The organism is Prevotella sp. P3-92, assembly GCF_002251205.1.
GTDB lineage: Bacteria > Bacteroidota > Bacteroidia > Bacteroidales > Bacteroidaceae > Prevotella.
This window is the reverse complement of sequence record NZ_NPJE01000060.1, coordinates 1-12,498: the sequence shown is the minus strand read 5'-3', so window position 1 is coordinate 12,498 and position 12,498 is coordinate 1. Positions and strand designations below refer to the sequence as shown.

11 protein-coding genes are annotated in these 12,498 nt (G+C 42.2%); all 11 read left to right on the top strand.

The window, feature by feature from the left end; genetic code table 11:
* Positions 1-28: 28 nt before the first annotated feature.
* Complete coding sequence (locus tag CIK93_RS10150) at positions 29-607, top strand: YigZ family protein (protein ID WP_094447295.1); 579 nt, start codon at positions 29-31, stop codon at positions 605-607.
* Between the two features lie 87 nt (positions 608-694).
* Positions 695-4,129 (top strand): isoleucine--tRNA ligase, encoded by a 3,435-nt coding sequence (ileS, locus tag CIK93_RS10145; protein ID WP_094389906.1) that lies wholly within the window; start codon positions 695-697, stop codon positions 4,127-4,129.
* Positions 4,130-4,156: 27 nt separating this feature from the next.
* A complete protein-coding gene (locus tag CIK93_RS10140; protein ID WP_094389907.1) occupies positions 4,157-4,540 on the top strand; it encodes a molecular chaperone DnaK in 384 nt (127 codons plus the stop codon).
* Positions 4,541-4,544: 4 nt separating this feature from the next.
* Complete coding sequence (locus CIK93_RS10135; RefSeq protein WP_254046782.1) at positions 4,545-5,177, top strand: lipoprotein signal peptidase; 633 nt, start codon at positions 4,545-4,547, stop codon at positions 5,175-5,177.
* 40 nt (positions 5,178-5,217) lie between these two features.
* Positions 5,218-6,186: a DUF4296 domain-containing protein gene (locus CIK93_RS10130; protein WP_094447294.1), complete on the top strand. Its 969-nt coding sequence runs from the start codon at positions 5,218-5,220 to the stop codon at positions 6,184-6,186.
* Between the two features lie 60 nt (positions 6,187-6,246).
* The gene (locus tag CIK93_RS10125; protein ID WP_094447293.1) at positions 6,247-7,542 is read left to right on the top strand and encodes an MFS transporter; all 1,296 of its coding nucleotides are present in this window, start codon (positions 6,247-6,249) and stop codon (positions 7,540-7,542) included.
* Between the two features lie 17 nt (positions 7,543-7,559).
* Entirely contained in the window at positions 7,560-8,291 is a 732-nt protein-coding gene (locus CIK93_RS10120) for a 16S rRNA (uracil(1498)-N(3))-methyltransferase (RefSeq protein ID WP_094447292.1), read from the top strand.
* Positions 8,292-8,293: 2 nt separating this feature from the next.
* Positions 8,294-8,938, top strand: coding sequence for an ATP-binding cassette domain-containing protein (locus tag CIK93_RS10115; protein WP_094447291.1), 645 nt, complete (start codon positions 8,294-8,296; stop codon positions 8,936-8,938).
* A 20-nt stretch (positions 8,939-8,958) separates the two neighbouring features.
* Entirely contained in the window at positions 8,959-10,269 is a 1,311-nt protein-coding gene (locus tag CIK93_RS10110; RefSeq protein ID WP_094436180.1) for a phenylacetate--CoA ligase family protein, read from the top strand.
* 24 nt (positions 10,270-10,293) lie between these two features.
* Entirely contained in the window at positions 10,294-10,851 is a 558-nt protein-coding gene (locus tag CIK93_RS10105) for a DUF3256 family protein (protein ID WP_094389913.1), read from the top strand.
* A gap of 201 nt (positions 10,852-11,052) precedes the next feature.
* On the top strand, positions 11,053-12,249 hold the full coding sequence (locus tag CIK93_RS10100) for a uracil-xanthine permease family protein (RefSeq protein ID WP_094389914.1): 1,197 nt from the start codon (positions 11,053-11,055) through the stop codon (positions 12,247-12,249).
* Positions 12,250-12,498 lie beyond the last annotated feature (249 nt).

Sequence of the window (12,498 nt, the reverse complement as noted above, 5' to 3'; positions counted from 1 at the left end):
CTTTTGGGACGTCCTTGAAAAACGTTAGATGACAGACGAATTTAAAACAATATCAGCGACAAGCGAGGGATACTACACCGAAAAACGGAGCAAGTTCCTCGCTTTCGCTCATCATGTGGAAAATCATGATGAAATAAAACTTATCTTGGCAGGGTATCGAAAAAAGTACTACGATGCTCGCCATGTTTGTTATGCGTATATGCTTGGTGCCGAACGTGTTGATTTTCGTGCAAATGATGATGGCGAACCAAGTAGTACAGCAGGAAAACCTATCTTGGGACAAATCAATTCAAACGAACTGACAGATATCCTTATTGTTGTCGTTAGATATTATGGCGGTGTCAATCTCGGAACTTCAGGACTTATTGTGGCTTACCGTGAAGCAGCAGCAGATGCTTTGGCGCATGCGAAGATGGAGTTGCGACAGGTGGAAGAAGAAGTCAGCTATACCTTTACCTATCCACAAATGAACGATGTAATGCGTATAGTCAAAGATATGAATCCACGTATTATTTCACAAACATATGATAATACCTGTGTCATCCGTATGGCTATCCGTAAAAGTGAGGCGCAACAATTACGTGACAGATTGGCGAAATTGTTGTAATACAGCGTATAATTTTGGATATTTCAGAAAAAAAAGTTACCTTTGCACATTATTTAATAAAGGAAACAAAAAAAACAAAATAAAACTATGGCAAAGAGATTCGCCGAACACGGCGGTTTGAACTTGACGCAGGTTAACAATGATATCCTGCAGATGTGGAAAGATAAGAACGTTTTCTTACGCTCTATTGACGAACGAGAGGGATGCCCGCAATTCGTATTCTTTGAGGGACCTCCCTCAGCAAACGGACATCCTGGAATCCATCACGTACTTGCCCGTTCTATAAAAGATACTTTCAATAGATACAAGACCATGCAGGGCTATCAAGTACATCGTAAAGCAGGGTGGGATACTCATGGACTGCCTGTGGAGCTTGGAGTGGAGAAAGAACTCGGAATTACTAAGGCAGATATTGATAATAAAGAGAGCGAACGCTATATTTCTACAGAAGATTACAACCGTAAATGCCGTGAAAATGTGATGATGTACACCGCAGAATGGCGTGATCTTACTGAACGTATGGGTTACTTTGTGGATCTTGACCATCCCTATATCACTTACGACAATAAGTATATTGAAACCCTGTGGTGGCTTCTTAAGCAATTCTACCAGAAGAACCTTCTCTATAAGGGATACACTATACAGCCTTATTCGCCAGCAGCAGGAACGGGACTCTCGTCACATGAGTTGAACCAACCTGGTTGCTATCGTGATGTAAAGGATACTACTTGTACAGGAATGTTCAAAATCAAAGAGGCAGAAGGAAATGCTGTCGTTGATGCACTCAAACAAAAAGGATGGGGCGAGCTTTATTTCCTTGCTTGGACAACTACGCCTTGGACTCTTGCGGCTAACTCAGCACTCTGCGTAGGTCCTAAAATAGATTATGTGGCTGTTGAAACCTTTAATCCCTATACAGCAGCTCCCGTTACTGTCGTAATGGCAGAAGCACGCTTGAACGCATACTTTAAGCAAGAAGGTAAAAATGCTGATTTTGAAGCGTATAAGGCTGGTGACAAAATTATTCCTTGGCGTGTTGTAGAACATTATAAAGGAACCGATCTCGAGAATATTCATTATGAGCAGTTGCTGCCCATGATTTCGCCAATCGGTGAAGGCGCATTCCGTGTTATCCTTGGTGATTATGTGACCACTGAGGATGGTACAGGTATCGTACATATTGCACCAAACTTTGGTGCTGATGATGCTTTTGTTGCCAAAAAAGCTGGTGTTCCTGCCATTGTCTTGATCGATAAGAAAGGCGCAGAGCGTCCTGTAGTCGATCTCGAAGGTAAATACTATTTGGTTGAAGATCTCGATGCTGATTTTGTTAGCAAGTATGTTAATCTGGAAGAGTGGGGTAAATATAGTGGTCGTTATGTCAAAAATGCCTACGATGACACACTTACCGATAAAGACGAAACGCTCGACATCAGTATTTGTATGGACCTAAAAGCTGCTGGCAAGGTTTTCAAAATTGAGAAACATGTCCATAGCTATCCACATTGTTGGCGTACCGACAAACCAGTACTTTATTATCCACTCGATTCTTGGTTTATCCGTAGCTCGGCTTGCAAGGAGAGAATGAGCGAACTTAACAAAACCATCAACTGGCAACCTGAATCAACAGGAAGTGGACGTTTTGGCAACTGGCTTGACAACCTCAATGACTGGAACCTGTCACGTTCACGCTTCTGGGGTACTCCTTTGCCTATTTGGCGTTCAGAAGAAGGAGAAGAAATCTGTATCGGAAGTGTAGAAGAACTCTACAATGAAATAGAAAAATCAGTGGCTGCAGGCTTCATGAAGTCAAATCCATTGAAAGACCAAGGCTTTGTGCCAGGAAATATGTCGCAGGAAAACTACGACAAAATAGACTTGCACCGTCCTTACGTTGATTATATTATTCTGGTTAGCCAATCTGGTAAGCCAATGAAGCGTGAAGCAGACTTGATCGACGTTTGGTTCGATTCTGGTTCTATGCCTTATGCACAGATTCACTATCCATTTGAAAATCAAGATGCTATTGATAAGAAGAAAGCTTTCCCCGCTGACTTTATCAACGAGGGAGTCGATCAGACACGTGGTTGGTTCTTCACACTGCATGCAATCGCTACGATGATTTTCGATTCGGTAGCTTTCAAGAATGTAATATCATCAGGTCTTGTGTTGGACGCAAAAGGAAACAAAATGTCGAAACACGTCGGCAATGTGGTGAATCCTTTCGATATGATAGAGAAATATGGTACAGATGCCGTACGTCTTTACATGATGACCAATTCAGAACCTTGGGACAACTTGAAGTTTGACCCAGAGGGAGTGGATGAAGTGCGTCGCAAGTTCTTTGGAACACTTTACAATACATACAGCTTCTTTGCTTTGTATGCAAACGTAGATGGTTTTGAACCAGGCCAGCAGCAGATAGACTTTGCAAAACGTCCAGAAATTGACCGTTGGATTCTGTCTTGCTTGAATACATTGATTAAGAAAGTAACTGCAGAACTCGAAAACTATGATCCAACACGTGCAGGTCGTCTAATAGATGCATTTGTAAACAACGACCTTTCCAACTGGTACGTACGTCTTAATCGTAAACGTTTCTGGGGTAAGGAAATGAGTGACGACAAACGTTCAGCCTACGAGACTCTTTATACCTGTCTGATGACTGTAAGCCGCTTGTTGGCTCCATTTGCACCGTTCTATTCTGATCAGTTGTATCGTGACCTTGGTGGAGAGAAAGACAGCGTACACCTTGATGCTTATCCTACTGCAGATGAAGCATTGATAGACGCTGACCTTGAAGCAAGAATGGAAATGGCACAACAGATTACGTCTATGGTTCTTGCCTTGCGTCGTAAGGTCAATATCAAGGTACGTCAACCGCTACAGAGCATCATGATTCCTGCCACTGCAGAACAAAAGCGTCACATAGAGGCTGTCAAAGATCTTATACTTAATGAAGTTAATGTCAAGGAGCTTAACTTTGTTGAAGGTGCAGGTATCCTTGTCAAGAAAGTGAAATGCAATTTCCGTACAATGGGTAAGAAGTATGGTAAACTCATGAAAGGTGTTGCAGCACAGATGAGTGGACTCTCTCAGGAGCAGATTGCTGATTTGGAGAATAAAGGTACTATTGCCATACAGGTTGACGGACAGAATCTTGATGTCGAACTGGCAGACGTAGAAATCATTAGTGAAGATATTCCCGGATGGCTTGTTGCTAACGAGGGTTCATTGACCGTTGCCCTTGAGGTCGAACTCACCGATGAGCTCAAGCAAGAGGGTATGGCTCGTGAAATTATCAACCGTGTGCAGAATATCCGTAAGGATAGCGGTTTGGAAATCACAGACCGTATTCACATCGTTCTTGCACCAAATGCAGAAATTGAGCAGGCTGTTAAGGGATTTGGTGATTATATCAAGACACAGGTTCTCGCCGATGATATTACTATCAGCCCCAATGATGGCATAGAAGTGGAATTTGATGATTTCAAACTGAATATACAAGTAACAAAATCCTGATTATAACAAATCCTAAATTTAAGTATTATGGCAACAGAAAAGACCAGATACACAGATGAAGAACTGGAAGAGTTCCGTCAGATTATCAACGAAAAGTTGGCATTGGCCAAACGTGATTACGATCAGATGATGCGAGTTCTGATGAATCAAGACTCTAATGATGTTGATGATACATCACCAACATATAAGGCTCTTGAAGAAGGAAGTGCTGCCCAGTCGAAAGAAGAAATTATCTCGCTTGCAGCTCGTCAGCAGAAGTTCATTCAAGGACTGAAGGCAGCATTGGTTCGTATTGAGAACAAAACTTATGGTATAGACCGGATTACCGGAAAACTCATACCAAAAGAACGCCTGCGTGCCGTTCCTCATGCCACCTTAAGTGTTGAGTCGAAAATGGCTGGCAAAAAATAGGTAAATGGCAACGAATTTTAAGATGAAACGCGGATGGATGGCAGCACTTATAGTGACCGCCATCCTCTTGATTGACCAAATTATCAAGATATTGGTCAAAACGAATATGGCACTCCACGAGCAGATAGAAATCTTCTCGTGGTTTAAAATCGTGTTCATTGAAAACAATGGTATGGCTTATGGAATGGAGATTGGCAGTAAACTGATACTTTCAATCTTTCGTATCATTGCCGTTGCCATACTCGGCTGGTATATTGTTCGACAGGTTAAGAAGAATGCACGTTGGGGATATATTGCCTGTTTGTCCATGGTAATGGCAGGTGCGGCAGGAAATATTTTTGATTCGATGTTCTATGGTCTGATATTCAACGCATCGTCCAATTATTATGTCTCATACTTCGTGCCCTTTGGAACAGGCTATGCTCCGTTTCTGATGGGTAAGGTGGTTGACATGTTCTATTTCCCACTTATCGTTACTACCTGGCCTGAGTGGATACCAAGAGTAGGTGGAAATCCATTTGTTTTCTTCAGCCCTGTCTTTAACTTTGCGGATGCGGCTATTTCAGTAGGTGCTGTTCTGTTGTTGCTTTTCTATAGGAAAGAAATTGGTGAGATTGAATTTAGAAGAAGCAAATGAAAATTGGCGCAACGAGGTATGCGCTCTAAAAAACGTGAATATGAAACATATAATAGTCATAATTCTGCTTCTGTCAGTTACGTTCTCCTGCAAACCCACAGTACCGACTGACTATATTCAACCCAGCGACATGGAAGACATCCTTTATGATTACCATGTTGCTCAAGCTATGGGGCGTGAAGGACAAAAGAACAGCCTACCGTATGATGAGAATGGCTATTTTCAAGCTGTTTTACGTAAATATCAGGTTACCGAAGCTGAATTTGACTCTTCATTGGTGTACTATTACTCTCATGCTGAGAGACTGAAGAAAATATACCAGAATGTTAGTGAACGTCTCAATAACGAAGCTTCTGCCCTTGGTGTGACAAGTGGCTCTTTCGGACTTTCTACTTATGGTACAACAGGTGATACTGCCAATGTTTGGCGCGGTCCTTCGGAAGTGATGTTAATGCCATTGCCCACAGCCAATCGTTTTGACTTCTCCCTGAAAGCAGATTCCAGTTATCATAAAGGTGACAGTTTCATGTTCCAGTTTAACTCCGATTACATCTACGAGGCGGGCTCTCGTGATGCTGTAGTGTGCCTCTTATCTACATATGAAGGCGACAGTATCGTACAGACCGTTTATCATATCACGATGTCTGGACTTTCACAAATTCGTGTTCCTGTCAATCGTGACTATCGATTGAAGGAAATGACAGGCTTTGTTTATCTTGCTTCAGACCATCAAGATCGCAATGTACGTCGTATGATGTTTATTAACGACTTGCAACTGATTCGATTCCATCAGAGAAAAGAAGAACAAAACGACAAACCATTATCTGTAGAACCTATTAAAGATGAAACCAAGAAGGATAGCATGCTTAGAATTAAAGATGCCAGACCATTGTCTGCTGACACGGCAGGTCGTAATGATACAAAACGGAATCATACGCGAAGTATTCCCGTTAAACAAAGAATACCCATACACGGAATGGGTGCCCAAACGTCTGGAAGTAAGAAATGACGCACAGGGCAGACCAACCCTTTGGGATGATAACAAACCAATAACATAAAACAGAACAATATGAACATCAAAGTACGTTTGGCACTGATGAACTTTATCGAGTTTGCCGTTTGGGGAGCATACCTCACATCTATGGGCAATTATCTTGGTAAAGCGGGTATGGGAGCAGAAATCTCATGGTTCTATGCCATTCAAGGTGTTGTCTCAATCTTTATGCCTACACTTATAGGTATTGTGGCTGACAAATATATCCAGCCTCAACGTCTGTTGGGTTTGTGTCATCTTCTTGCAGGAGTTTCGATGTGTGGTTTGTTCTGGATGGGACAGACCGCTGGTCAGCCAGATGAATCCCTGTTTATGGCTGTTTATACCTTTAGTGTTGCTTTCTATATGCCTACCTTGGCATTGTCCAATACGGTGGCATTTACAATATTGAAGAACAATGGCCTTGATACGGTAAAAGATTTCCCACCCATTCGCGTGTTTGGAACAGTTGGTTTCATTGTTATGATGTGGCTTGTGAACTGTGCTGCATGGGATAATGGATCCTTGCTCTTTGTCTTGGGTGACAACAACAATAAGTTCCAATATACTCATTTCCAGTTCTTGGTTTCTGGCCTGATGAGTTTGGTACTTTTCTTGTATTGTTTCACATTCCCAGAGTGCAAATTAGTGAAGAAGGAAAAACAATCGCTTTCAGAAGCATGGGGACTTGACGCTTTCCGGTTATTCAAGAGCAAGCAGATGGCACTTTTCTTCATTTTCTCCGCCATGTTGGGCATGTCTTTGCAGGTTACCAATGGTTATGCAACTCCATTTATCACATCATTCAAAGGTGATCCTGCCATGATAAATACGTTTGCTGCCAACAACGCAACGCTGTTGGTGTCAATATCCCAGGTGGCCGAAGCACTTTGCATCCTGTTGATACCGTTTGTCCTTAAACGTTATGGTATCAAGATTGTCATGCTCATTGCCATGTTTGCATGGGTTTTACGCTTTGGATTCTTTGGATTGGGAAATCCTGCTTTCCCTGGAGTTATCCTGTTTGTGTTGTCGTGTATTGTATATGGTGTGGCTTTCGATTTCTTCAATGTGTCTGGCGGACTTTTTGTCGATCAGAAGTGCGACATCAAGGTGCGCGCCTCTGCACAAGGACTGTTTATGCTGATGACGAATGGCCTTGGTGCCACCATTGGTACGTTATTGGCAGGTAAGATCATCAATCATTATTGTGCGTTCACTCCAGATGGTTATCTGATGGGTGATTGGCGCACTTGTTGGTTGATATTTGCGGGTTATGCACTTGTGGTGGGAATCCTTTTCGCCATTCTGTTCAAACCTAAGAATCTGTAAATTCGAAATGTAAAAGAATGAAAGAAGTTCGATATTTCTATGTTCCAAAGGCTGGTGAGTGCGACGCCTTACCATCCGAAGAAGCACAACATGCTGTTCGGGTGTTGCGTTTGCAACCAGGCGATGAGATGATGTTAATGGATGGAGAGGGAACTTTCTATAAGGCGGAGGTCTCTGTTGCGTCCAATCATCATTGCTTATACCGCATCCTTGAGACATTACCACAACAGCGTCCTTGGAGTGGACGTATTCATTTGGCTATTGCACCGACAAAGATGCTTGACCGTATGGAATGGTTGTTGGAAAAAGCTGTGGAAGTGGGAGTCGATGATATTTCATTTTTGGATTGTCGCTTTTCGGAACGTCGGCAAATCAAACTTCCACGAATGGAAAAAATCGTGATTTCGGCCATGAAACAGAGCCGAAAGGCATGGAAAACGAATCTTGATGAAATGCAATCTTTCAGCCAGTTTGTCGCTGCAGAACGACCTGGTGACAAGTTTATTGCTCATTGCTATGAAGAAGTCGAACGTACTTATCTTTTTGACGAATTGAAACATCTGCCTGCAGACACACCTGTTACCATACTTGTTGGTCCTGAAGGTGATTTCTCTATAGAAGAGGTGCGACAGGCTATCAGTCTGGGATACAAATCCGTACATTTGGGAAAGAGTCGTCTGCGTACGGAAACAGCAGGGTTGTCTGCTGTAATGATGACTCAGTTGAGTAAACCTTATAAAACAGATTAGACATGCATAGCATTTCTTTTAATCAAGTGACTCCACAGGTGTTTGCAGAGGTTACAGATTTGCATTCAGAAGTGTGGAAGTCACAGGTAACCTTTGAACGTGGCAAGAAATACCTTGTCGCAGCAGATAGTGGCTGTGGTAAAAGTACGTTCTGTAGTTATCTTCAGGGTTATAGAAATGATTATACAGGACAGATTCTTTTCGACAAGACGGATATTAAATCTTATGCTATTAGGCAATGGGTAGAAGTTCGCCAACGTCATATCGCTATGCTCTTTCAGGAAATGCGCCTTTTCGCGGAACTTACTGCGTATGAAAACGTAATGATAAAGAATCGCCTGACTTCTTCAGCGTCGGCGGTTGAAGTCAAAGACTGGTTTTCGCGGCTTGGACTTTCTGACAAACTTGATGTGAAGGCAGGTCAACTTTCACAAGGTCAACAGCAAAGGGTAGCCTTGCTGCGCTCTCTTGTACAGCCTTTTGATTTTCTCGTAGCTGACGAACCCATTTCTCACCTTGATGACACGAATTCCTATGAAATGGCTCATATCATCAGAGAGATAATAGATAAAAATGGAGCTGGTCTTATAGTAACAAGTATAGGTCGCGATCTTCCATTTGATTATGATAAAACATTAAAACTATAAAACATAAATACAGAGCAAAAATGAAAAACGTAGAATACTGGCAACCGGAGCTTGAGACCATGCCCCGTCAGCAATTAGAAGCACTTCAGGTAGAAAAACTCCGTCGAACTATTGATATATGCCTTCAATCCCCCTTTTACAAACGGGTGTTGGGCGAACGAGGTATTACATCAGATACTATCAAGACCATTGATGATGTAAGACGCTTGCCTTTTACCACTAAACAGGACTTGCGCGAAAACTATCCTTTCGGACTTGTTGGAGGCAATATGAAAGATGCAATCCGCATCCATTCTTCCAGTGGTACAACAGGAAATCCGACAGTTGTGACATATTCTCGCCATGATATAGAGTCATGGGCAAATATGATTGCTCGTAGTATGTATATGGTTGGTTGCAGAGATACTGATGTCTTCCAAAATTCCAGTGGCTACGGCATGTTTACTGGCGGATTAGGTTTCCAGTATGGTGCAGAAAAACTTGGAGCCACTACGGTACCTGCTGCTGCTGGTAACTCTAAGCGTCAGATTATGTTCATCCGTGATTTTGGCACTACTTGTCTTCATGCCATTCCGTCTTATGCCATTCGTCTTGCGGAAGTTTTTCATGAAGAAGGTATAGATCCACGAAGCACAAAGTTGCATACTCTGTTTATAGGGGCAGAGCCACATACAGATGAGCAACGACGTCGCATCGAGCGATTGTTGGGGGTGAAAGCCTATAATTCTTTTGGAATGACCGAGATGAATGGTCCTGGTGTAGCTTTTGAGTGTCAGGAACAAAACGGTATGCACCTCTGGGAAGATAACTACATCTTGGAAATCATAGATCCCGATACTTTAGAACCCGTTCCTGATGGAGAAATCGGAGAAATGGTTCTTACCACTCTCGACCGTACTATGATGCCCATTTTGCGTTATCGCACTCATGATTTGACTCGTATTCTGCCTGGCGATTGCCCGTGCGGACGCACTCATAGACGCATTGACCGTATCAAAGGTCGTACAGATGACATGTTCATCATTAAGGGAGTTAATGTGTTCCCCATGCAAGTGGAAAAGATACTTGTCAAATATCCCGGTTTGGGAAGCAATTATCTTATTACGCTTGATTCAGAAGGCGATAATGATGTAATGACTGTTGATGTGGAACTCGATGGATTGAATACAGACGTCTATCCCGAACTTCAGAGAATGACCAAAGACATTCAGCGTGCATTGAAAGACGAAATACTTCTTACGCCTCGTGTACGTTTGGTAAAGAAGGGGTCTCTTCCGCAGAGTGAAGGTAAGGCAGTGCGTGTAAAAGATCTTCGTCCCGGACGTGGATAAGACAGGGATAAAAATGAACCGAACATGAGAAAGATAATAATCCTTGGAATATTGATATTGACGACTTTCGCAGCTGAGGCACAAAATACGATGAAAGATGTATTTCTCAGCATGCCGAAATCGTTAACACCTGAATTGACAGAAAACAACAGACTTGACATGGTGGATTTCATAGAATCGAAAATGAAAGCTCGTGTAGATAATCTGTTGGATGGACATAGCGAATTGCTGATGCTTAACGATAAAGCGTTCTCTTTGCAAATAAGTGAAACCTTGCGGTATGATGTCCGCTTGCTGTTGGCAGATGGAGACAGTATCATCTGTTTGGTAGCTACTTATGGAAAAGATGCTCCAGAAAGTAATGTAACATTTTATAAGGCCAGTTGGGAACCGATTCCATCCAGCCAGTTGATCACTCTTCCTCAACAGATGTATGTGGCCTCATTTGTTTCTCCAGATAATTCCGATTTGCAGATAATATATTCTCAGGCTCTTAATCCTGTTGCTATGGAAGGACAAAAAAATGAAAAAGAAATAGCTGTGATGTTGAAGTGGAATGGTAAAAGGTTTAATAAAAGTTAAAAACTTGAAGAAATATACGAAAACTCTTGCGGGTATAAAAAAAAACGTCTATATTTGCAACGTGTTTTTCATGGTATTAGATTATTAAGGTTAATTGAAAATTGCTTGTCGTGAGACAAGCAATTTTTTTTGAAATGTATCATACCTTAAAACCAATTACTACAATCTTGATTAAATCATTCAATACTAATAATAACTATTATGGAAACAGAACAACTATCGACAGTTAAGAAAACCATCGTAGGCGTACAATTTCTCTTTGTGGCTTTCGGTGCAACTGTTCTTGTGCCACTACTGATTGGCATTGATCCTGCAACGGCTTTATTTACCGCAGGTCTGGGAACATTTCTCTTTCATTTTCTTACCAAAGGGAAAGTCCCGATTTTTCTGGGAAGTTCATTTGCTTTTATTGCCCCAATTATCGCTGCTTCCAAACAGTGGGGGCTTCCAGGGACAATAGCGGGACTAACCAGTGTATCATTAGTCTATTTTGTGATGAGTGCTCTTGTCAAGTGGCAAGGAAAACGTCTTCTTGACCGTATCTTTCCTCCTATTGTCATTGGGCCTGCTATTATTCTGATAGGTCTGTCGTTATCAGGAAGTGCTGTGAATATGGCAAAGACCAATTGGATCTTGGCTTTTGCTGCGCTTATCACAGCTATTCTCGTTTTGACCTTTTGCCGTGGACTTATGAAACTTGTTCCTATTATAACAGGTGTGGTAGTTGGTTATGTGTTGGCCATTGCAATGGGTGAGGTCGATTTCTCTGGAGTAATCGCTGCGCCTTGGATATCCTGCCCTGTGTCGTTTGACACGTTGAGTCATTTCTCTTGGGGACCTTTCATCTATATGTTGCCAGTGGCAATAGCTCCGGTTCTTGAGCACATTGGAGATGTTTACGTTGTAAGTGCGGTTGCTGACAAGGATTTTGTCAAGGAGCCAGGCCTTCATCGGACAATGCTGGGAGACGGAGTTGCCTGTTTGGCATCTGCCGTACTTGGTGGTCCTCCCGAAACAACCTATTCTGAAGTGACTGGTGCAATGTCTATCACAAAAGTCACCAGTCCGGTTGTTATCCGGATTGCAGCAGCCACAGCCATCTGCTTTTCTATTGTAGGCAAACTTAGTGCATTGCTTCAGAGTATTCCTCAGGCTGTTTTGGGCGGCATCATGCTTCTTCTGTTTGGAACGATTGCAAGTGTTGGTGTTCAGAATCTGATGCATAATAAGGTTGATTTAAACAAAACGCGCAATGTCATCATCATGTCTGTCATGTTGACCATGGGATTGGGTGGGGCAGTGCTCTCGTCAGGTTCATTTACCATTTCTGGCATTGGCCTCTCAGCTGTTGTTGGTGTAGTGTTGAATTTGATTCTTCCAGACAAGAAAGCTGAGTGAAAACTCACCAATATCAATGGTCCCCTGAAATTATTAACGAAGTTCCCAACGATATAAATACTAATCCGCAATGCCTAATTTAGGTGTTGCGGATTTTTATAGGTATGCTCGGCATAATTCTAAATAACGTGAGTTCGACGAAATATAAGTGTCTAAAAATTTGGTGATTAGCGAAAATTGTTGTAACTTTAAGGTGCTAAAAAATCAAAAGTTTACAAACAATAATCGCTATGATCACCGAGGACAAAG

Coding starts and splice junctions, on each gene's coding strand:
- CIK93_RS10135 (WP_254046782.1), top strand. CDS start 4,545: ATGGCAACGAATTTTAAGATGAAACGCGGATGGATGGCAGCACTTATA.
- CIK93_RS10150 (WP_094447295.1), top strand. CDS start 29: ATGACAGACGAATTTAAAACAATATCAGCGACAAGCGAGGGATACTAC.
- CIK93_RS10115 (WP_094447291.1), top strand. CDS start 8,294: ATGCATAGCATTTCTTTTAATCAAGTGACTCCACAGGTGTTTGCAGAG.
- CIK93_RS10110 (WP_094436180.1), top strand. CDS start 8,959: ATGAAAAACGTAGAATACTGGCAACCGGAGCTTGAGACCATGCCCCGT.
- CIK93_RS10100 (WP_094389914.1), top strand. CDS start 11,053: ATGGAAACAGAACAACTATCGACAGTTAAGAAAACCATCGTAGGCGTA.
- CIK93_RS10130 (WP_094447294.1), top strand. CDS start 5,218: ATGAAACATATAATAGTCATAATTCTGCTTCTGTCAGTTACGTTCTCC.
- CIK93_RS10120 (WP_094447292.1), top strand. CDS start 7,560: ATGAAAGAAGTTCGATATTTCTATGTTCCAAAGGCTGGTGAGTGCGAC.
- CIK93_RS10140 (WP_094389907.1), top strand. CDS start 4,157: ATGGCAACAGAAAAGACCAGATACACAGATGAAGAACTGGAAGAGTTC.
- ileS (WP_094389906.1), top strand. CDS start 695: ATGGCAAAGAGATTCGCCGAACACGGCGGTTTGAACTTGACGCAGGTT.
- CIK93_RS10125 (WP_094447293.1), top strand. CDS start 6,247: ATGAACATCAAAGTACGTTTGGCACTGATGAACTTTATCGAGTTTGCC.
- CIK93_RS10105 (WP_094389913.1), top strand. CDS start 10,294: ATGAGAAAGATAATAATCCTTGGAATATTGATATTGACGACTTTCGCA.